At 70.6% G+C, this 22,909-nt stretch carries 8 protein-coding genes and 1 CRISPR repeat array (1 of these 9 running past the window's edge); of the genes, 7 read left to right on the top strand and 1 reads right to left on the bottom strand.

Annotated features, from left to right (window positions below; genetic code table 11):
• Positions 1 to 136 precede the first annotated feature (136 nt).
• Complete coding sequence (pglW, locus tag TBIS_RS07690) at positions 137 to 4,300, bottom strand: BREX system serine/threonine kinase PglW (RefSeq protein WP_013131792.1); 4,164 nt, start codon at positions 4,298 to 4,300, stop codon at positions 137 to 139.
• 508 nt (positions 4,301 to 4,808) lie between these two features.
• Between pglW and TBIS_RS07685 the strand changes: the two genes are divergently transcribed.
• The 7 genes from TBIS_RS07685 (at position 4,809) to TBIS_RS19800 (ending at position 20,800) form a co-directional block, all read left to right on the top strand.
• Entirely contained in the window at positions 4,809 to 8,135 is a 3,327-nt protein-coding gene (locus tag TBIS_RS07685; protein WP_013131791.1) for a hypothetical protein, read from the top strand.
• 243 nt (positions 8,136 to 8,378) lie between these two features.
• On the top strand, positions 8,379 to 9,842 hold the full coding sequence (locus TBIS_RS07680; RefSeq protein WP_013131790.1) for a hypothetical protein: 1,464 nt from the start codon (positions 8,379 to 8,381) through the stop codon (positions 9,840 to 9,842).
• A gap of 29 nt (positions 9,843 to 9,871) precedes the next feature.
• Positions 9,872 to 10,693, top strand: coding sequence for a hypothetical protein (locus TBIS_RS07675; RefSeq protein ID WP_041431329.1), 822 nt, complete (start codon positions 9,872 to 9,874; stop codon positions 10,691 to 10,693).
• A 25-nt stretch (positions 10,694 to 10,718) separates the two neighbouring features.
• Positions 10,719 to 12,797 carry an Hsp70 family protein gene (locus tag TBIS_RS07670; RefSeq protein WP_013131788.1) on the top strand — a complete coding sequence of 693 codons (2,079 nt, stop codon included), beginning with the start codon at positions 10,719 to 10,721 and terminating at the stop codon, positions 12,795 to 12,797.
• A gap of 57 nt (positions 12,798 to 12,854) precedes the next feature.
• Positions 12,855 to 17,483 (top strand): DEAD/DEAH box helicase, encoded by a 4,629-nt coding sequence (locus TBIS_RS07665; RefSeq protein ID WP_013131787.1) that lies wholly within the window; start codon positions 12,855 to 12,857, stop codon positions 17,481 to 17,483.
• Between the two features lie 1,199 nt (positions 17,484 to 18,682).
• On the top strand, positions 18,683 to 20,338 hold the full coding sequence (locus tag TBIS_RS07660; protein WP_013131786.1) for a solute symporter family protein: 1,656 nt from the start codon (positions 18,683 to 18,685) through the stop codon (positions 20,336 to 20,338).
• 324 nt (positions 20,339 to 20,662) lie between these two features.
• A complete protein-coding gene (locus TBIS_RS19800) occupies positions 20,663 to 20,800 on the top strand; it encodes a hypothetical protein (RefSeq protein ID WP_242384324.1) in 138 nt (45 codons plus the stop codon).
• Between the two features lie 345 nt (positions 20,801 to 21,145).
• Positions 21,146 to 22,909: a CRISPR direct-repeat array (repeat unit 29 nt; unit sequence GTGCTCCCCGCGCACGCGGGGATGATCCC); it runs 1,438 nt beyond the window's last position.

Below are 22,909 nucleotides of genomic sequence, written 5' to 3'. Positions count from 1 at the left end.
AGCCCTGAAATCCAGGCGTGGATACCTAGCGTGACCCGTATTCGCCCTGGCTGCCCCGATTCCCTGCCGCGTGTGCCTTTCCTTGGGTGGCGTCCGACGTTTGCCGTGCATCCCCGGAAACGACCCCGCGGTGATGTCAGGAGGCCGCTTGCCGCCGCTGCTGCACCAGCCAAGCCGACGGAAGCCGTACCGCGCCGAGCGCGCCCGGGGCGGGCCGGTTGTCGAGGTACGGCCGGCCGTCCTGCTCCACCGGGACCAGCAGCCAACGGGCGGCCGGCCGGTCCGTCGCCTTGTCGGCGAGCTGCTCCAGCACGGCGAGCCGGTCGTACCGGGCGAGCGGGGCGGCCTCGATGATGAGCAACGGCCGCGGGTCGGTGCGCAGGCGCTCCTCCAGGCCGGTTGCGGCGAGGCCGACCAGCAGGCGGAGGTTGGCCGCGTCCTGCGGGGCGGCGTCCGGCCGGTCGGCCCGCAGCACGAGCGACCAGTCCACGTTGTTCGCCTCAGCGGTGGTCCGCATCGCGACCAGCAGCTCGGCGGTCACGTCCACCACCTCGACCCCGAACCGGCCGGCCAGCGCGCGGATCGCCTCCGGGTACGCCCGGAAGCTCGCGCTGATCGTGACGAAACCCCGCTCCTCCAGCGACGCCGTCAGGCGCCGCTCGAAGTCGGCGGAGTCCCGATCGGCCACCGGACCGGCGAGGCGGGTGAACGACCCGTGCGTCGACGGCACCAGCACGCTGCTCTGCACGTCCCGCCGCGGCCAGAACACCCCGTCCTGGAAGACGAGCGGCACCCTGGCGAGCCGGAGCAGGGCGTCGAGGTCCTGCAGGTCGTCCGGGAGCGGGCCGACGCGCGGGTAGCGGACGCGGATCCGGGCCTTGAGCTGGTCCGGGGTCAGGCCGTACCGGATCACGCCGAAGGAGGAGGAGAGCCGCTCCAAAGCCCGCCGCGGGTCGAGGCCGTCGGGGTAGATCTCACCGCGTCCGTTTGCCGCGGCGCGCTCCGAGGCCGCCGCGGCGAGGGCGGCGAGCCGCTCGGCCGGCAGCTCCGCCATGCCCTGCGGCAGCCGGACCTTGCGGAGCTGGGCCTCGGTCTGCTCGGCCGTCGGCAAGGGGTCCTCGGCGGCCAGGCGGTCGGCGACCCGGCCGAGCCGTACCGCGTAGTCGAGCAGGTCGGTGCCCGCCACCGCGTCCGGGTCGGTGGGTTCCTCCAGGGCGACGATCGCGGAGTTGCGGGTGCGCCGGTGCAGCAGGCGTGCCTCCCCGCCCCGTTCGGCCTCTACCTCGACCGCGGTGCGCACCAGTCCCAGCGCCCGCCGCATCCGCTGGTCGCCCGCGGCCGCCGACCCGCGCAGCGTGAGCAGGGTCTCGGCGATCGCCTCGGCGGAGAGCACCCCGCCCGCCTCGGTCACCAGGTGGACGATCTCGTCACGCACCTCGGCGAGGGCCTTGCTCTGCCGCCAGCGCTTGCGAGCTTTGGGCAGGATCTGGCTCACCCGGCCCGCGGTCACCCCGGCGGCCTCGCCGAGCTCCGCGTTGGTCGGCCAGGCGGACTCGGTTTCCTCCAGCCCGAGGTAGCAGCGCAGCACCTGGGCCTCCGCGGTGTCCGGCTTCACCCCCTTGGGGAGTAGCGAGCGGAGCACCGCGTCGACCCCGCGCCCGAGATCGTCCGCCGGTTCACCCGTGCCGATGGGCTCCGGCGTGGCCGGCTGGAGCCGGGCCCGCCACTGCTTGGCCCGGCGCCTGATCTCCCGCTTCGTCGGGTCGGCGACGCCGGAGAGGCGGGAGAGCTCGAAGGGCGAGCGCGCGAGCAGGTCCCGCACCGTGCGGACGTCGATCCGGTGCAGCGCGTCGACCGCGCGCGGGGTGAGGCCGGCCGCGGCGATCGGCGTGTCCAGCGTGGCACGGGCGGCCGCCTCGTCGAGCTCCTTGCCGGTGACCGGGTTGACGCTCGCCGGCGTGGCGGCCGCGGGCGGCACCGCCTCGAACACCGCCCGCCACTCGAGGCGCATGCTCTCGATCGAGTCATGGCGCTGCTTGACATCGCGAGCGAGCGCCTTGCGGAGGAACGCGATGAGCGGGTCGCGAGCCGGCCCGGGCTCGAAGTCCTCCGGATCGATCGTGACATCGCTGTCGATCACGGCCGGGTGGCTGGTCCCCGAACCGTAGATCGGGGTCTGGCCGGTGGCCATCTCGTAGAGCGTGACCGCGGCGGCGTAGCGCTCGGCCGCCGCGTCGTAGCGGGGCCGGTGCACCGGGTCGAAGAACGGGTCGAGGTACGGCGGGGTGCCGACGGCGGTCTGCTCCAGCGGGGCCCGCGACAAGGAGAAGTCGAAGAGGGTGAGGTGGACCTCGCGGTTCTTGCCCAGCTCCCGGAAGGCGAGGTTGTCCGGCTTGATGTCGCGGTGGTTGATGCCGGCCAGGTCGAGCGCGGCGAGGATGTCGAGCAGGTCGGTGCCCCACCGGGCGAGGAAGTCCAGGGAGAGCCGGCCTTCCCGGCGGATGAGGGCGGCCAGGGTTTCCCGCCCGGCGTCCTCCAGCAGCAGGGCGGTGCGTCCGCCCACCGTCATCGGCCCTTCGAGGCAGCGCACCACGCGTGGGTCCCGGGCCAGGGGGAGCACCTCGGCTTCATCGAGCAGCCGCTGCCGCGCGTCCTCCTCGTCGATGGCGACCTTGAGCACCGCCTGGCCGTGCACCGGGTCCTTGACCAGCAGGGCGAGCGCGGTGGAGCCCTGGCCGAGCCGCTGGATCACCTCGAACCGGGTCGGATCGTCGGCGGGGCCGATCCGCGACCCCGCCACCGCCTCGAGCGGATCGACCTGCTCGGCGGCGGCCTGCTCGGCGGTGACCTCCTGGGCGAGCCGCTCCAGGCGCTCGACGAACTCGTCCACGGACGCGATGCGCAGGTCGGCGTCGGCGGCGGTGGCGTCGTGGACCAGGTCGACCATGGCCTGCGGGGCGCCGTCCAGGGCGACCCGGACGTCCAGGCCGCGTTCGCGGGCGAGCCGCTGGTGGAGCTGCTCGCTCGACTCGGCGGGGGCGGCACCAGTGAAGATCAGGTAGGAGACGGCACCGAGCCCGAAGATGTCGGCGAGGATCGGGTCCGCGTCCGGGCTGTGCAGCGTCTCGGGGGCGATGTAGCCATGTGCGCCCTTGTCGGTCAGGGCGTCGAGGGTGCGGGTGCCCGCGACCTGTGCACGATGGCCGGGCGTGCCGGGCATCAGCCGGCCGGCGGTGTGCCAGTCCCTCACCCGCACGCCGTACTTGCCCTGGGCGAGGTTGCGGACGAACACCGATAGCGGGCTGAGCCGGCGGTGCACGAGCCGCCGGGAGTGCGCGTAGCGGAGTGTCTGGGCGAGCGTGCGGACCAGGTCGACGCGCTGTTCGACGGTGAGTGCCGCGCCCTTCTGCCGCATGAAGTGGTCGAGGCGCGTCTCGGTCGGGTCGTGATCGAACACCACCGCCGGGCCGCGTTCGTGCTCGTAGAACTCGATGGCCCGCGCGATGCCGGGGTGGTTGAGGTTCTCCAGCACGATGAACTCGCGCTGGGCGGCCCGCATGATCGCGGCCCGTTCGTTCGGTGAGGCGGCCTTGTTCACCAGGTAGAAGCGGACGCGGCGCGGCCGGTCGAGCATCGGATGCTTGGCCAGGTAGTCCTGCCAGCCCGGCCCTTCCGCGATCGGGTCTTCGGCGAGCAGCAGGTTGCCGACCTTGCGGAACTGCATGCTCTGCCGTACCCCCGCCTTCTTGATCAACTTGGCGAGGTCCTGGGAGCGCTTGGCGTCGATCAGGTGGTGGGGGTTGCGCGGTTCGGCGGTGATGAGGTCTTTGATCAGCTCAGGCAGGCCGGCCGGGCCTTGACCGTCGATCCGGTAGACCCCGGCCCGGCCGCGCTCGGTGAGCCGTACCTGGGCTTCGGGGTTGTGCAGCACCACGCCCGCGTAGACGAACGGTACGGCCCGCTCGCCGGTCTCGATGAGGAGCTGTTTGAAGTGCTTGGCCTTGCTCTCCGCCAGGATGCGCGGGTTGTCCTCGGCGAACCCGTTGTGGAACCAGGTCTGGTGGTCGCCCGTGATGGTGCCGGACCAGTGCTTCAGCTCCAGCAGGAAGATGCCGGCCTTGCCGATGACGAGCAGGTCGACCTCGTACTGCCGGTTGCCCTTGGTGGTGAAGGTGAAGTTGCTCCAGGCGCGGTACGGCTCGGCGTCCGGCAGGAGTGCCCGGATGGCGGCGAGGCCGCCCCGCTCGTGGGCGTGCTGTGAAGGGGTGACCTCGATCCAGCGCTTGCTACCGGGTTCCACCGACGCCTCCGTTCGTCCGGCTTCCGGCGGGTTCCGCGTTCAGCGGCGGCCGGCCGCGTCCCGGGCGGGATAGGGCCGCGATCTGCAAGTCATACCCGAAGCGCCCGGCCCCGGGCAATGGGGTGCCGGTAGGCAGGGCCGGCCGCGTGGCCATGCGGCCTCACCCCGGCCGCACGGGGTGGGACGGTCCTGGCCGGCCCGTCGCGGCCCAACGGCCAATCCGGCCACCCGGCATTCCGGATCTGTCGCCACGATCTTCTTGGCGACCGCCGACCGGCCCGCCTAAGATCGCACGTCAGCACCGGTTCCGTGTGGTTTTGTACCGCTCCAGGACCGCCACCAGAGCGCGCGGCCGTTGTTCGCCTGCGACCTGTCGCAGTCGCGAACCAACGATACTCGCATCACCCGAGATATTCAACACTCTTGCTGTGAATCAAATCCACTGGTAACTACTATGCGGTAGCGCGAAAGGCGCTCCGACACGTCGTTCCACCGATGGGCGGATCTGATGACGACGGTGCTCTCCGACTGGGAGCTGGCGGCACTGCTCGACCGGCTCGAATCCGAGTGGGGCCCGAAGCTCTCCAGCGTGTCGCTCATCACCGAGCTGGAGGTCGATCGCCGGACGCTCGACGCGGCCGCCCGGGCGCTCGGCCACCTCTACCGGCTGAGGGTGGAAAAGCGCCGCCACCGGTCGTTCTTCGACCGCTGGCCCGCCTGCATCGCCGTCACCCTCACCGGCGTGGCGGCCCACCGCTACCAGCGGGGCACCTACTGGCCCTACCTCTGGGAGGCGCTGGACTGCGCCGGCCGTCCCGACCTCCAGGACGCCACCGCCTGGGGCAAGGCGTACCTGGCGACCCTGGAACGGTTCGGCCTGCCCGTGCTCGACGACCCGCAGCGGTACGTCGGGCCGATCCTCATGCACGCGGGCATCCCCACCTACTGCCTGCGGGACTTCTTCACCCTCCTGGTGCAACGGCGCCGCCAGGACCCGACCATCGACGCCGGCACCCTGCTCTCCTGGGCCACCGACCGGCCCGGCAGGCTCGGCACGCTCGACAAGCCCGCGCAGAACTTCATCCGCTTCGGCACCGACTACGCCCTGGACGTGATCGACCGGTGCCTGGACCTCCTCGACCGGCTGCACTCGCCGGACCCGGACCTGAGCGGCCTCGGCCTGCCCGCGCGGTTCCTCGACCGCGCGCAGGAGCTCGCCCGTGAGGGCGAACTTGACCTGATCCGGGAGCCCGCGCCTGGCCGGGGACGGCGCCGGGTCGAGCCGCCACATCTCGCGATCGACCCGTACGGGCAGGGCGTCCAAATCGTGCTGCCGCCCATCGGGGAGGCGCCCGACGGCACCGCGCGGTGGCAGGTGATCGTCGACGGGGTGCCCACCGTGGTCAAGAGCCGCGCGCTCTGGGTGGGCGCCGCCGAGGGCGCGCCCGCGACTACCTTCCCCCTGCCGCGACCCGCCCGCTCCGCCCAGGTCTCCCTGTACGGCACGGCGCACGAGACGCACCTCGACATCGTCGACCCCGGCGACCCGCTGCTCATCTTCAGCGAGGACGGGCGGCACGTCTCCCCCCGGCTCGGTGTGCCCCCGGACCAGATCTGGGTGCTCCACCCCCGCGACCGGGATCTCGCCTCTGACGGGGAGATCCGGGTGGTCACCGAGAGCCCGCTGCCCATCGGCTGGGGCGGCTGGCGCCTCGCCCTGGTCGAGCCGGCGGGCGCGACCTGGGTCGGCCTGTCTGGCGGCCGGCACCGCCCGATCCGCGGGTACAGCCGGCCCCGCGTGATCACCAGCGACCCCGTCCCAGGGGTCACCACGCCGTACGGCTCGCCCGTGCACGCCGCACCGCCCCGCGTGTGGCTGCCCGCGGAGGCGACGCTCACCTGGCACGTCGACATCCGGCCGGCCGCGGGCGGGCCCGCCGTCTTCACCGGCACCTTCACCGTCGGTGAACCGGTCGAGCTCGGGGAGGAGCTCTGGGCCGGCCTGTCCCGGCCCCTGCTCGGCGCGTTCGAGATCACGGTGCGCGGGCCGATCGGCCGGAGCACCCGCCGTACCGTGGTCATCGCCGAAGGGCTCACCGCCGCCTACCACCCGCGCGTGCGCCTGTTCACCCCCGAGGGCCTCGCCCCGGGCCGCGCGGTGCTCACCGCCGGGCCGGGCATGACCGTGGAGCCGGCCACCCCGGAGTACGCCCCCGGGGAGCGCGAGCATGTCGTCACCTGCACGACGGCGAGCGAGAGCGAGCCGCTGCTCGTCTCCCCGCCCCAGATGCGCGTCCTGCTGGAGCGGAGGGGAGAGAGCCCCAAGTGGAGCTCCCGCCCGGTGCGGCTGGCGGCCGAGTTCTTCGCCGAGGCCGAATCCCTGAGGGTCGACCTGCCCGGCGCGGACACGCTCCCGCCGCTAGAGCTCCACGCGGGCGGCCAGTGCGTGCAGCGGCTCACCCCCCAGGGCGGCCGGTACGACCTCACCCAGGCCCAGGACACGGTGGCCCGGTACCGCAGCGCCGACCTAGTGCTCTCGGTGCCCGGTTACCGGCTCCCCATCGGGTACGTGCGGCCGGCCAGGCTCGCCTCGGGCGTCACCGCCAGCGGGGACCGGCTCATCCTCGATGAGTGCGTCTGGGTGGACGGGCTCACCGCGGGCGTCTACCTGTACACCGCCCCGTGGCGGGGGCCGGAGCTGATCCCGGTCGAGCGGGACGGCTCGATCCCGCTCCCGCCCGCGTTACAGCACGCCGGCCCGCTGCACGTCCGGCTCGCCGTGGAGGACCCCTGGGCCCCCGCGGAGTGGCCCCGGTGGCCCAAGCCAAGCGAGCTGCTCGCCTGCCCGATGCCGGGCCACTACAGCGGAGCCGACGCCGAGGAGCGGTGGCTGTCCGGTTACCTGGCCGGTGCGAAGACGTTCCCCCCGGAGGTGACCCGCCTCGACCGCCTCTGGGCGATCGTCGACCTGGCCAACCGGGTCGACTACGCGGCGGCCGGCCGGTGGATCGGGCACTGCGCGGCGGCGCTCCGCCGGGACCCGGAGGCTCTCCGGCACCTGCCCGCCGCCGGGCTGCCTCCGGACCGGACCGTGGTCGCCGTGATCACCACAGGGCTCGCCGCCGGGCGCACCGCCGGTTTCCGGGAGTCCGATGTGGGGCTGTGGCGCACCGCTCCGGTGGCGGCCGCCCTGCTGTCGAGCCCGGTCCTGCCCGAGATCGCCGACCATCCGGACCTGCGGGCCGAGGTCGAGGCGGTATGCGGGGCGGCGGCGATGGAGATCCTGCTCGGCCGCGGTGACCCCTACCCGCACGTGGGCAAGTTCGACCGGGCCGCGGAGGTGCTGGCCCGCCACGAGCCGGAGCGGCTCGAAGAGCTCTGGAGCGCGGCCCAGGTCGTCCCGAAGGCGCTGCTGGACGTGGACACCCGCATGGCCGCGGCACGGGCTCTGTTCGACCGGAGGAACAGCCGGGACGCCCGCACCCTCGCCGAGGTATCCGCGCACCTGATCCGCCACGCGCTCACGGCGCTGCGCGGCACCCGGCTGCGCGGGCTGGAGCGGTACGTCACCGAACGCTGCGACCCGGACCGGCTCGAGGGCTGGGTGTCGCTGCCGGCGGTCTCTATCGCCTGCGCCCTCCTCGCCCGAGCCGCCGCCCGCGGGCACGAAGGCTGCCGGGACCTCGAAGAGCGGTTCCGGCCCCTCTGGCGCATGCTCGCCAAGCTCGCCCCCGACCTCACCGCGATCGACTTGATCAGGGCCGAGTTTCTGATCGCGGCGTCCGAGGATCACTCCCCGCCGTCCGGTGTCGCGGAGCGGTCCATGGTCACCTGACCGCAGACCGGGCAAAGGGCACGGGTAGTACCATCGGACCACCTATCACGGCCCGCTCACCGATCAGTGTCTCCCCTCGGAATATGAGAGGTCACACTGGACGCGTCCATCTCCCGCACTGAGCTCGTCAAGGCCTGGCGCGAGAAGCGCCGGCAGCGGCTTACGGCGCTCAAGTCCCTGGACCACGGCACGGATCCCATCGGTAAAGCCTGGGCGGACCTGGGAATTCAGGGCGAGGACTCGGTGACCCGGATACGCCGGGCGCTGTCCACCCTCCTGGAGGAGGGCAAGGTCTCCGCGGACGACGCGGCGATCATTCGGGCCGCCCTCACCGGCCCGCCCCCACGCGTGCTCCCCGTCGCGGTCAAGGCCGCGCTGGCCACGCTCGCCCCCGCCCGCCTGATCGCGCACCTGGACCGTCTCCTCCAGGCCGGGATGCCCTGGATGAGCGAGACCGGCATGCGCCGGGTTCAGGTGCTCGCGGCCGAGCACCCCCGGGCGGGCGAGGTGTCCCTGCCCGGCGCCGACCTGCTCGACGGACCCGCGGAATGGCGGATCTACCTGGCGGCGCTCGGTCATCCTGCGCGCGTCCGCCCGGACGAAATCACCCCGGTACTCCCCCGCCTTCCGCTGGCCGTCGTCGACGACCTGATCGACCTTGGCGTGGTGGGCCGGGACGAGGAGCCGTGGAACATGCGGGGGGACGCTGGCGAGCGGCTCTACCTCCGCGCGCGGCTGATCCCCCGGTCGCTGAGCCGCGACGACGCCCGGCGGCTGGGATGGGCGGAGCTGGACCGGTGGCACGCCTTCCTCGCGGGCGAGGACCTCGACGGCGACGACGTCTACGCCATGCTCGCGAGGTTCTGGCAGGGGCATGCCGACATCCGACTGAGAGCCTCGCTACCCCCGGAGCAGCGCCCACTGTTCGACGAGATCATGCGTGGCGCGCAGACCGGCCACTGGCCGGCGCACATCACCGCCGAGCGTGGCTTCTGGGCGCTGCTGATGGCCTTGTGGTCACCGGCCGGTCTCATCAACCCGAAGGCCGGCGAGTTCCACGCCTGGCGGGCCGCGCACCAGGCCTACCGCTGGATCCTCGCCCGCGACCTGCGCAAGGCCAGGGAACAAGCGGAGCTCCTCGTGGACGCCGCCCGTCAGGTGCGCGGCGGGCGGCACCTCGTCAGCAGGCAGCTCCGAGCCGAGATCCACAACATGGCCGCCTACCTCGCCCAGGAGACGGAGGAGCTCGACCGCGCGATCAGGCTGCTCGACGAGGTGGCGGACGTCTACCCGGAGGTCACGGAGAACATCCGCCGGCTGAAGGAGCGCCGGTCCCTCCCACGGAATAGGCGGGAGTACTGGGAGAACCCCTACCTCATGCTGGGGCTCCCCCACGGGGCGCCCGGCTGGGAGGCCACCTGGCGGCGGCTGCGCAAGGAGTTCGACGACGACCTCGACAGGCTGACCATGATCAACGAGGCGAAACGGCGCCTCACCCATGCCGACCGCCACGGCGCGGACTTCTACGTCCTCCCGTTAGAGGAGAAGAACCTGCAGGCCCCGCGGCGACGCTCGCCCCGCCTGGCGCCGCCGCTCGAACCCCTTCCCCGGAGGACGCAGAGCGAGCCCCGGGACTTCCGCATGCTCCGCAACGCGGCGGCCCGCACGCTCCTCGATGAACTCCGGCACGAGCCAAGGAACCCCTAATGAGATCCCGACGCACACCGCGCACAACCGTGCCCTCGAAGCAGAACCACGTCGCCCCGCAGCCGGCCGCCGGCCGTGCGGCCGCGTCCGGCTCGCACGTGCCTGGAGACCGTCCCGCCCGGGCCGACCAATCGGCCGACAGTCGTGGCACGGCGCGAAGCATCTCCCGAGAGCTCGCCGGTGGCTTCGAAAGGCTCGAGCGGCTGCTCCAGAAGCAGATCGAGCAGACCGTCGAGGAGGCCCGGCTCCGGCTGACGCAGTTCGTCAGGAACGAGCTGCGCAACCAGATCGCCGAGTGCATCCGGGCAACCTTGCACAAGAACATTTACGAGGAGATCGCGGATCAGATCCATGCGCGGCTGCGCGCCGAGATGGAGGAGCGGCTGGACGCGATCGCCGCCGAGCGCACGCACCTTGAGCCCGGGAAGCTGCTGGCGGCCTTCACGGAGCGGGCGTCGGAGCTGATAGAGCAGAGCAAGGACATCAAACGCTCGGCGAAGCTAAAGCTCACCGAAGACCAGGTGCAGCAGATCATCCGGCGCGCCGTGCTCGAGGCACTGCGCAGCCGAAGACTGCACCTGACCCACCTCGTCGAGCTGGACAGACTGGCCAAGGACGGGATGCTGGAGCACATTCCCGACCTGCTGCCGGAATGGTTCGTCCGGGCCGGCCTGGAACGCGTCGACGATCCCGAGGCCCACCGTGATCGGTTCGAGCAGATCGGCAAGGGCAAAGGCCCCAGCCTGGAGGTAGTGGAGCCGGCCTACATCGATGTGCAGACCGGGCAGACGATCCGCTCCGGCCGGGTGCGCTGGACCGACGGCCCCCTGCCCGAGCAGCACCGACGATGACCGAGAGCACGTCCGGGGAATGAGGATGTCCACTGGAATCGATTTCGGCACCACGAATTCCGTCGTCGCCCAATGGAACGGGACGGATGTCGAGGTGCTCACCCTGGACAGCGAGCACCTCGAAGACGAATGGTTCTACCCCTCGTTCGAATACCTCTTCCCCACCATCATCGGTGAGAGCTCCCTGCGCCTCGGCACGCTGTTCGGCTGGGAGGCCAAGCTCCGCGCGAACCGGGTGATCGAGGCGTGCAAGCGCATGCTGCGCGACGACGGCACGGTGGCCCTCCGCGACCGCCGGGTGTCGGCGACCGCGGCCGCCGCCGGGGTTTTCAAGGCGATGCGCGAGCGGGCGGAGGAGAACCTCACCACCATCGACAGCGCGGTCATCACCGTGCCGGCCAACGCGAAGGGCGGAGCCCGGTATCGCACCCGCGCCGCCGCGCGCGCCGCGGGCATCCAGGTCAAGACCCTGCTCAACGAGCCGACCGCCGCGGCGCTCTCCTACATGCACGACATCCAGGACGAAGGCATGATCATGGTCTTCGACTGGGGCGGCGGCACCATCGACGTCACCATCCTCGAGCACCGGGATGGCGTGTTCGAGGAGCGCGCGTCGCGTGGGCTCACCCAGCTGGGAGGCCTGGAGATCGACAAGCGGCTGCGCGAGCTGATCATCCGGAAGATCGGCCGCCTACCCGAGCTGTCCCTGGAGGAGGAGCGGCAGTTCGCGCTCGCGGTGGAGCGGACGAAGATCCGCCTGTCGACGGAGGAGACGGTCCTCACCCGGGTCCCCGGGGTCAAGCGGTTGATCGAGGTGTCCCGGCCAGAGCTGGAGGACGCCATCCAGCCACTCGTCGAGCAGGCCCTCCAGCCGGTCCGGATGTGCCTCAACGATCTCGGCTTGGCGCCCACCGCCATCACCGACATCCTCCTCATCGGGGGCACGAGCCAGATGCCGTGCGTGCGCGCCGCGGTCGAGCGGCTAATGGACGCCGAGGCCGTGCCGGCCGAGATCTGCCACCCGATGACCGCGGTGGCCCGTGGGGCGGCGATCGCCGCAGCGATCCTGGACAAGAAGCTCGACAGCTACCTGCAGGTCTCCTCCATGTACGCGCTCGGCACCGCCGTCTACGAAAGCGAGCACGGTGACCGGAAGGTCTTCAGCGAGATCATCAAGGCGCGGTCGCCGCTGCCCATCCGGGAGAAGAAGAACTACTCCCCCAAAACGGATTTCCAGCCCGAGGTGAACATCGAGATCTGGGAGGCCGATCCAGACAAGCCCCTGTCTGACCCTGAGAACTTCCAGCTCACCACGCTGAACGTCCGGTACCCGGAGCCCCTCCCCCGCAATCAGGCCTCCTTCACGCTCGAATACACCTACCAGCGGGACGGCTTGCTCCACGTAAAGGCCACCCTCGACCGGGACGGCCGGGTGCTGGTCGACCAGGAGATCTCCGACTTCACCCACGGCGGGTCCATCTCCATCGACGAGATCCGGCGGCAGATGACCGCGCTGGAAGGGCTCCCAGCCCACCCGTCCCCCGCCGCGGCCCGGCCGCCGACCACGGGCCAGGCCGCCCGGGCGGCCGCGCCCGCACCGGGCCGCATTCCGGCCGGGACACCCGGCACCCCGGGCGGCGGGGCGCGCTCCGGCCCTCGGGCGCTCGTGGTCGACGGGTCGAACATCGCCTGGTTGGGGCGCGACGCGAAGGCCGACGACTCCCCCAGCCTGGCGCAGCTCCTCGAGGCGGTGGCCGCGCTGCGGGAGCAGTTCCCCGGGGCCACCGTCGACGTGATCGTGGACGCCGCCCTGATCCACCAGCTCGAGGAGGGCGAACGCGACGAGCTCAAGAGGCACATCCGTTCCGGCCTCATCACCCCAGTACCCGCGGGCACGAGCGGAAAAGCCGATCGGCTGGTCGCCACCCTGGCCGAGCGCAAGAACGCCGTGGTGGTGACGAACGACAGCTACAAGGAGCTGCAGCACGAGTTCCCCTGGCTGCACGAACCCGGGCGCGTCCTCGGCGCCAGCAATCCGGGCGGAGAATGGATCTTCCTCCCCCGGCATCCCGTCCGGCGCCGGTCCGACGCCAGCGGGCGATGAGCGGCCGTCCCCCGGCCTCGAACCGATGAGCGTCCTCCCCTGGTTTACGGAGCGACCGTGGATGCACTGAAAGCGAGTGAACTGATCACCGACACCTACCGGCGTTACCTGCGCTCGATCCTCCCCATCCGAGACGCGGAGATCGCGCAGGCCCTGACGGCCGCGATCAACGAGAGCCCCATGCTGACCAAGGGACCGCTGTTGGAGGCCACCCCGCCTTACGCGACCGGGGCCACCCTCCGGCGGCTCATCGACGAAGGCGTGCTGTCACCCGCATTCCGGGACCTCGACGGCCCGGCACTGCCGCTGGACCGCCCGCTCTACCGCCACCAGGAGGAGGCGATCCGCAAGGCCGCACTCGGGCGCAACCTGGTCATCGCTACAGGAACCGGCTCCGGCAAGACGGAATCCTTTCTCTTGCCGATCTTGAACCATCTGCTCGAGGAGCACCGGAAGGGGACGCTCACCCCCGGGGTGCGGGCGCTCCTGCTCTACCCGATGAACGCGCTCGCCAATGACCAGCTCAAGCGGCTGCGCCAGCTGCTGGCCGCCGTGCCGTACATCACCTTCGGCCGGTACGTCGGGGAGACCAAGGAGCGCCGGCAGGACGCAGCCGTCCAGTTCACGGAGCTCAACCCCGGGGAGAGGCGGCTGCCGAATGAGCTGCTCAGCCGGGAGGAGATGCGCGCCACTCCCCCGCACATCCTCCTCACCAACTACGCGATGCTCGAGTACCTGCTCCTGCGGCCGGCCGACATGGACCTGTTCGAGGGCGAGCACGGCGGGCGTTGGCGGTTCATCGCGCTCGACGAGGCCCACGTCTACGACGGTGCCAAGGCGGAAGAGCTGGGCATGCTGCTGCGCCGCCTGCACGCCCGGGTCGCCCGGGGCAGGCGGCTGCAGTGCATCGCCACGAGCGCCACCGTGGGCGACGACCCCCACGCGGTGATGGCGTTCGCCGCCAAGCTGTTCAACGCGCCCTTCGAATGGGACGAGAGCGATGAATCCCGCCGGGATCTGGTCCGCGCCAGCCGCGTCGCCCTGCCGGACGGGCCGTTCTGGGGGCCACTCACCGCCGAAGGCTATAAGGAGCTCGCCCGGGAGGACGACCCCGGCCACGCCCTGCTCCGGATGACCGGCGGCCGGTACGGCGACCCTGCCACTGCCCTCGCTCACGAGCAGGCCATGGCGGAGCTGCGCAGGAGCCTGGCGAAAGGGCCGCGCTCCTTCGATGACCTCGCCCAGCTGGTCTTCGGCGGGCAAGCAGACCCAGGCGGCGGGCTCGCCGCACTCGTCGACGTCGGCGGCCGCGTCCGCGACGCATCCGGCCGGCCCGTGCTCTCCGCCCGCTACCACCTGTTCGCCCGGGCGACCGAGGGGGCGTACACCTGCCTTACCGGGGAAGGCCCGCACGTGTCGCTCAACCGGCGCGAGTCCTGTCCCACCTGCCGAGGTGCGATGTTCGAGCTTGCCGGGTGCAAGCGCTGCGGAGCCGTCCACCTGATCGGTGCGGTACAGGAGACCTCGAGCGGCTCCATTTTCACCCCGCGCGTCCGCAGCGAAGAGCGCCGGAGGTGGCTGCTGCTGGACGACGCGCCCGAGGTCGTGGACGAAGACGAGCTCGTCCTGGAGAACGTGACGAACGTCTCCGAAGGGCCGCGCGCCTACCTCTGCCCCCGCTGTGGCGCGCTCCACGGCGCGCGGCCGCCTCGATGCGGCCGGGACGGGTGTCCGGAGCAGGAGTTCCGGCTGGTCCGCAGGTTGAACACACCCGCCGCATCCCCGACCGGCTGCCTCGTCTGCGGCGGACGGGGTGCGGAGATGATCCGGCGGTTCGAGAGCGGCACCGACGCCACCACCGCGGTTCTCGCAACCGCGCTCTACCAGCAGATCCCTCCGTCACCGCACCCCGAGGCCGCCGATCACCCAGGGGAGGGCCGCAAGCTGCTCACCTTCAACGACAGCCGGCAGGCGGCGGCCTTCTTCGGTCCCTACCTCGAGACGACCTACGCGGAGCTGCAGCATCGGCGCCTCATCATGCAAGGACTGCAGCAAGCGGCCAAGAAGTACCCGGACGCGAGCGTCGATACGCTGATCTTCTACGTAACCCAGGCGGCGGAGCGGGCCGGCGTGTTCGAGGTCAAGGAGGATGCCTCGGCCCGCGAGCGCGAGGTCGCTCTGTGGATCATGCGCGAGCTGCTCGCGCTCGACGAGCGCAAGTCGTTGGAGGGCCTTGGCCTCATCCGGGTGTCGCTCAGCCGCGACCCTGCATGGCGGTTGCCGGGCCCGCTCCTTGATCTCGGCCTGAGCGAGGAGGAGGGCTGGGCGTTACTGGCAGAGCTCGTCCGCACCCTTCGCAACCAGGGCGTTCTCACCATGCCGGAGGCAGTGCACCCCGGTGACGAGCGGTTCAGCCCACGAACCGGGCCGATCTATGTGCGCAACCGCGGCGCCGAACCCAGGTACAAGGTGCTGAGCTGGCTGCCCACCCGCGGGCGCAACCGGCGGCTCGACTATCTGGAGCGGGTGTTCGCGGCGCTCGGCTGCTCCCCAGCGGACGCCGGCACCGTCCTGGAGAACTGCTGGACGTTCCTTACGAACCTGAAGGACGGGTGGCTGCGCAGCACGAGCAACGGCAGGGCTGGGGTCGTCCATCAGCTGGACCACACTTGGCTGCGGATCGCCCCCGCGGACGTGCTCTACCGGTGCGAGCTGTGCCGCCGGTTCACCGCGATTAACGTCCGGGGCGTGTGCCCGACCATGGGGTGCACGGGCCGACTCGTGGAGGCCACCGCGGATCCGGACGAGCACTATACGTCCCTGTACCGGTCCATGGCGCCGATCCCGCTGGTCGCCCGGGAGCACACCGCCCAGTGGACCAGTGAGGCGGCGGCCGACATCCAGCAGCGGTTCCTGCGCGGCGAGGTGAACGTCCTGTCCTGCTCCACCACGTTCGAGCTCGGGGTGGACGTCGGCGAGCTCGAGAGCGTGCTGCTGCGGAACATGCCGCCGACCACGGCCAACTACGTGCAGCGGGCCGGCCGGGTGGGGCGGCGCACCGGTTCCGCGGCGCTCGTGCTCACCTACGCCCAGCGGCGCTCCCATGACCTGTCGCGCTACCAGGAGCCGGAAGAGATGATCGCCGGTTACGTGCGTGCGCCGTACGTGCCGCTCGGCAATGAGCGGATCGATCGGCGGCACGCCCACTCGGTGGCGCTGGCGGCGTTCTTCCGCCACGCCAAGGTGACCAGTGGCACGATCTGGCGGACCGCCGGCGAGTTCTTCCGCCCCGGGCCGGGCCAGGAACCCCCGTGCACCCGGGTCCGCGACTTCCTCACCCCTGTCCCCGCCGAGATCACCGAAACGCTGCGGCACGTGCTCCCGGCCGAGGTCCAGGCCCAGATCGGGGTGGACTCCGGCAAGTGGGTCTCCCGGCTCTGCGATCACCTGGAGAAGGTACGGCGTGAGCTCAACCACGACATCGAGCTCTTCGAGGAGAAGAGAGACAAGGCGGCCGAGGCCCGCAGATACCGGGAGGCGGACCGCTACCAGCGGACCATCAACACCCTGATGCGGCGTGACCTGATCGGTTTCCTGGCGAACCGAAACGTGCTCCCCAAGTACGGGTTCCCGGTGGACACAGTGGAGCTGCGCACGATCCACTGTGACAACCCGGTGGGCGCCAAGCTGGAGCTCACCCGAGACCTGTCCAGCGCGATCTACGAGTACGCTCCCGGTGCCGAGGTGGTGGCCGGTGGCGTCCTGTGGCGGTCCACCGGGATCTACCGCCTGCCCGGGCGTGAGCTCGTCCCGAAGCGGTACGCCATCTGCCCGAGCTGCCAGCACTTCCGGCATACCGACGAAGCCGAGGCCCCAGAGTGCCCGGTGTGCGGCACGGAAGTCACCTCGCCGCCGCGGGAGTACTGCACCCCGGAGTTCGGGTTCGTCGCCGCGCCCCAGACGCGCCGACCGGCCACGTCCCCGCCCGAGACCTCGTGGCACGGCGGCACCTACCTGGTCAAACTCGCCGACGACCCTGCAGAGGTCGTCTGGCGCACGACGCGCGGCACCCACGTGGTCTGCCGGGCCGGAGCCCGTGGGGAAATGATCGCGCTCTCGTACGGGCCGGGCGGGGCCGGTTTCCTGATCTGCGCAGCGTGTGGCTGGTCTCGCCCGCGCACCGGTGGCAAGGTCGAGAAAGTGCATGAGGATCCGCTCAGGCGGACGAAGTGCACCGGCGAGCTGCAGTGGCGCGATCTGGGGCACCTGTACGAGACCGACATCCTCGAGGTCATCATCTACGGCCTCCACCAGGAGACGGCCGAGTGGCTCTCTACCCTCCACGCTCTGCTTGAAGGTGCGGCCTACGGCCTGGAGATCAGCCGCGATGACATCGACGGTGTGGTCCACACCGGGGCCGGCGGCAGACCGAGTCTCGTGATTTACGACACGGTGCCCGGCGGGGCCGGCGCAGTACTGCGAATCGCCGAGCGCTTCGACGTTGTAGCCCAGACTGCTCTCGACCGGATGGCGCAGTGCGACTGCGGTGAGGAGACCTCGTGTTACGGGTGCCTGCGCAACCGAAGGAATGAGCGCCACCACGGCCTGCTCTCGCGCGGTGCGGCCTTGCAGGTGCTGCGGAGGCTCACCGGGGAGGGTCCGCTCACCCGGGTGACGATGGCGTAGGGCACGTGAGCTGCGGCCGCCGCGGGTGACCCCTGGCCGTGGTCGTGAGCCGCCTGGCCGGATCCCTCCGTGGGCTCGCCGCGCTGGCCTCCGGCGCCTGGTGGCGTACCGGTGGCCAGCGCATAGCAGGGTGCTCAGGGAGATGAGGCGCAGGACCACGCGAATGCCGACGACCGGTCCACGGTCCCGTGCTTAACGGCACCAAAGGTCGACGGCAAACCAGCCAGATTCCCCTATTGCAGCATTCGTGACAGGAAATCGCGCTGACGTTTCGGTTAACTCCCTGCGCGCGCTCTCCTGGATAGGCCAATGTCCAGGGATCGTTCCGCCGCCTGTACCGTCAGCGGAACATCGTCCTTCATGGCGGCTCGACGCGGCCCGCCGCCCTGGCGGCCACCGTCAGAACGGTTGGGCCCCTGGTCGGGGCAGCCCTGGACCGGCTCGCTCATGGGCATGCCGTCGCTGGAACAGCTCCACTGGATCTGGCCACTCGTGCGGAACTCTCCCTGCGGATGGCGGACGACAGGGACGGCTGGCACGTTCACGATCTACTGCACCTGACCGGCCCACCCGACTGCCGCGGCCGGCCATAACCGCGCCAGGCCCTCCTGAGCGGCATCCTTTTCGGCCGATCTGTTCTACTACCGGCTGCCCAGCGAGCCATGACGCGCCGTGGGAGAGCCGGTAAGTTGGCCAGCGGCACTGAGCGCAACGGCTGGGGCTTGAGTCAAGGAACACCGGCCACGAAAGCGGCGGACCGTCCAGCCACCCCTCTTGACCGTGACCGGGAGCCGCACGCGGCGGAGACGGTCCGCTGACCCATGGCCACGACGCCGCCATTCCTGATCTTGATTACGGCAGCGGGACCCGATCCTCAGCGGACTTCTGCTCCTTTTCAGGTGAAGAGCCACCCGGGAAGCCTCACCGGAAAGCGGTCTGGAGCGATTCTTGGATTCTGAGCGGTCGCCACTGATCTGGATTAAAGATTAATTATCGGAAATCCTGGCAATGGATCGTGATCGAATAGCGATCACGTCGTAATCATTGATGAATGATGACCGCTCGTCGCGCCGAACCGACCGCTCGTCGACGGCGTGATCACGATCGGCGCGCCTCTGTGACCGCTGGCCGAACGTGTCGCTGCAATAGTGCCCCTCGTTTTCTACAGTGCGTGACATATCTCACTGGGAGGTGGCGCGGTGAGCCAGGCGTTAGCCATCATCCTGTTCATCCTCTTTGTCGCGGTAACGCTGCTCATCACCGTTTGGGCGAGCCGGCAAACCAAGGACGCGGGTGACTTCTACGCCGGCGGGCGCTCGTTCTCCGGGATGCAGAACGGTCTGGCGATCAGTGGCGACTACCTGTCGGGCGCCTCATTTCTCGGCATCGCGGGCGTGATCGCCCTATACGGCTATGACGGCTTCCTCTATTCGATCGGCTTCCTGGTGGCCTGGCTGCTGGCGTTGCTGCTCGTGGCCGAGCTGTTCCGCAACTCCGGCAAGTACACCATGGCCGACGTGGTGGCCTTCCGGATGAGCGCGCGTTCGGTCCGCATCGCCGCCGGGGTCTCCACCATCACCGTGTCGATCGTCTACCTGCTCGCGCAGATGGTCGGCGCCGGTGCGCTCGTGTCCATGCTGCTCGGCCTGGACGGCCCGGTCGCCAACGCCGCCATCATCGTCCTGGTCGGCATGCTGATGATCATCTACGTGGCGGGCGGCGGCATGAAGAGCACGACCTGGGTGCAGATCATCAAGGCCGTCCTGCTGATGGTCAGCGCCACGATCGTGACGGTCCTGGTGGCCGCCAAGTTCGGCTTCAACATCTCCGAGCTGCTCCGGCAGGCCGCCGACCAGAGCGGGCAGGGTGAGGCGTTCCTCGAGCCCGGGCTGCGGTACGCGACCGAGGCGGAGGGCCTGGCGGGCAAGCTCGACCTCATCAGCCTCGGCCTGGCGCTGGTCCTGGGCACGGCCGGCCTCCCGCATGTGCTGATGCGCTTCTACACCGTGCCGACCGCGAAGGAGACCCGCAAATCCGTGCTCGTGTCCATCGGCCTCATCGGCACCTTCTACCTGTGCACCCTGATCCTGGGCTTCGGCGCGGCCGCCGTGGTCGGCAGCGAGGAGATCGCCAAGGCGAATCCCGGGGGCAACACGGCGGTCGCTCAGCTCGCGGAACGGCTCGGCGAGATGCTCTTCGGCGAGATCGGGGCGGCCGTCCTGCTGGCCGTCGTCTCCTCCGTGGCCTTCGCCACCATCCTCGCCGTGGTCGCCGGGCTCACCCTCGCCTCCTCCTCGTCCGTCGCGCACGACCTGTACGCGCACGCGGGCAAGCGCGGCCGGATCAACGAGGCGGATGAAGTACGCTTCGCCCGGATCGCCGCGTTCGTCATCGGCGGGGTGTCGATCGTGCTCGGCATCTTCGCGCAGCGGCTCAACGTGGCGTTCCTGGTCTCCCTGGCGTTCGCGATGGCCGCCTCCGCCAACCTTCCCGCGATCCTTTACAGCCTGTTCTGGGAACGTTTCAACGCCGCGGGCGCGATCGCCGCGATCTACGGCGGGCTCGGCTCGTCTGTCCTCCTGGTGTTCTTCTCGCCGGTGGTCTCCGGATCTCCGGGCTCGCTCTTCCCCGATGTCGACTTCCACTGGTTCCCGCTCAGCAATCCGGGCCTGATCTCCATCCCGTTCGGCTTCTTCTGCGGCTGGCTCGGCACGATCCTCAATAGGGAGTACGACCCGCGGAAGTTCGCCGAGATGGAGGTACGGTCGCTCACCGGCGTGGGAGCGGTGCGCGGGGAGCAGTGGTTCGAGGCCCGGCGCACCCGGCCGGTACGGCGTGCCGGCCTCCCCTACTGATCCCTGCCCGTTGCGGTGAGCCGGGCGGGATGCCCCGCGGCCGGAGGGCAGGCAGCGCCCCCGGGTGAAGGCCACCATCGTCACCCGGCGCCGGTACCTGGCCGACGCCGTCTTCACCGTGACGGTCGAAGGGCCCGCGCCGCGCATCGCCGAGCTCGCCGTGGGCGCTGCGGCGGCCGCGCTGGCACCCCTATCTCGGGTGCCGCTCCTGCCGCCCGACGAGCCGCTGCTGCGCGAGGCGAACGGCCCGTCGCCGACCTGCACGAACGGGTCCCCGCCGCCCAGCGGCTCACCGGCGACGAGGAGCCGCTGGCCGACTTCGCCGTGGAAGAAGCGGACGCCGGCGCTGACGCGGTCACCGAGGTGGCCGACGTGCCGGAGAGCATCGACCGGTTCGACCGGCGCCACCGCGCGCGCCTGCGCCGCGGGCCCGTACGGCGGCGCCGTTCCCGGCTCGGGTGATCGGGATTCGCGGTCCGCGGGCTCGGGATCGGATCGGAAGTGGTATGAAGGATTAGCCGGCCGGAAACCGGCTTCCTCCCCACGCCGGTGGGGGTGAGCCTCCTCCATTGGGCGCTGGAAGACGCGTGCGAAGCTTTCTCCCCACGCATGTGGGGGTGAGGCGCCCGCGTGTCGCCGTGTCGTCCGGTGACACCGCCCATCGGTTCTTGCCCTGCGACGGCATCACCCGGCCGATCACAGCTGACAGGCAACGAAACCTAGAGCTTTACATAGTCCAAAATGTCGGAATCTTTGAAAGTGGTCAGAAACCGCGGCCGCGCGACATGAAAGCGCAGGTCGCGGAGAGTGCTCCCCGCGCACGCGGGGATGATCCCAGGGGGTCTCTTCGGTTTCTTCGCCGCATGGAGTGCTCCCCGCGCACGCGGGGATGATCCCATTTCCCGCCATGCCGCGCGTGCGACACGTCCAGTGCTCCCCGCGCACGCGGGGATGATCCCAGCACATTGCCGGCCTCGTCGCGGTAGAGGTAGTGCTCCCCGCGCACGCGGGGATGATCCCCGGCCCCCCCGGGGGGGTAGGGCGCCGCGTGGTGCTCCCCGCGCACGCGGGGATGATCCCAGGATCGGGTCCTGCAGGGGGCCGAAAACATTGTGCTCCCCGCGCACGCGGGGATGATCCCTTCGTCTTGCCAGCATGGGGGTCGACGTACGTGTGCTCCCCGCGCACGCGGGGATGATCCCCGTCATAGAGATCATCAGGCGATAGAGCAAACGTGCTCCCCGCGCACGCGGGGATGATCCCGTCCACCGGGATGTTCCGCATGCCCTGCTCCTGTGCTCCCCGCGCACGCGGGGATGATCCCTCGACAGGAGTGCCGTCCAGGAAGTAGCGGCGGTGCTCCCCGCGCACGCGGGGATGATCCCCGCCTGCGGGTTGCCGACCTATATCAACCTGTGTGCTCCCCGCGCACGCGGGGATGATCCCGGTGTCTGGCCCAACGGTGAACCGCAGTCGGTGTGCTCCCCGCGCACGCGGGGATGATCCCCCTCGGCCCGCAGGCGGGCCAGGGCGTGCTGCGTGCTCCCCGCGCACGCGGGGATGATCCCCCGGTCGAGCCTGGCCACCCCGTCATCGAACAGTGCTCCCCGCGCACGCGGGGATGATCCCTCCAGCACCCGCGCGGTGATCCCGTCGGGGGTGTGCTCCCCGCGCACGCGGGGATGATCCCGGCCTCTCGCATGCCTGAGTGACTAACTGCGTGTGCTCCCCGCGCACGCGGGGATGATCCCCCGGCCCTCGACCCGGCCTACATCGCTGCGTTGTGCTCCCCGCGCACGCGGGGATGATCCCGAGCGGACGTCTCGCGGCGTGATCTTGTCCAGGTGCTCCCCGCGCACGCGGGGATGATCCCATGATCAAAGGGGTCATCGCCCTCGTCTTCCGGTGCTCCCCGCGCACGCGGGGATGATCCCGCCCGAAGCTCCTCGGTGCGGGCACCGGTCAGGTGCTCCCCGCGCACGCGGGGATGATCCCCGGCACCCCGAATTCGGGCAGCATGACACGCTGTGCTCCCCGCGCACGCGGGGATGATCCCGGCCTTGGACACCATGCCCTTGATGCCGTTGAGTGCTCCCCGCGCACGCGGGGATGATCCCGGACATTGTCATGTATTCCGAACGGGTCGAGGGTGCTCCCCGCGCACGCGGGGATGATCCCTGTTGTTGTTGTTGGCGAGTAGATGGACCCCCGTGCTCCCCGCGCACGCGGGGATGATCCCCGCGCTTACCAGGGCCAGTGTTCTGCTGCTTGGTGCTCCCCGCGCACGCGGGGATGATCCCACGGTCCGGAGCTCGGACGGCCTGGCGTCGTTGTGCTCCCCGCGCACGCGGGGATGATCCTGCTTAGCCGCGGCAGACATCGAATGGGCTACGTGCTCCCCGCGCACGCGGGGATGATCCCAGCCACTCGATCCGGGTGAGCGTGCGCGACCGGTGCTCCCCGCGCACGCGGGGATGATCCCCGGCTTCACACTGTGGTGAGCGGCGGACACGCGTGCTCCCCGCGCACGCGGGGATGATCCCTATGGATACTCTCCGTGACTCCCTGCAG

Source organism: Thermobispora bispora DSM 43833 (assembly GCF_000092645.1).
Taxonomy (GTDB): Bacteria; Actinomycetota; Actinomycetes; order Streptosporangiales; family Streptosporangiaceae; genus Thermobispora; species Thermobispora bispora.
The sequence above is the reverse complement of the archived record's forward strand: the minus strand, read 5'-3'. Positions and strand labels throughout refer to the sequence as shown.

Excerpts from the sequence above, each read along its gene's own strand:
- TBIS_RS07685 (WP_013131791.1), top strand. The coding sequence starts at position 4,809 with ATGACGACGGTGCTCTCCGACTGGGAGCTGGCGGCACTGCTCGACCGG.
- TBIS_RS07670 (WP_013131788.1), top strand. The coding sequence starts at position 10,719 with ATGTCCACTGGAATCGATTTCGGCACCACGAATTCCGTCGTCGCCCAA.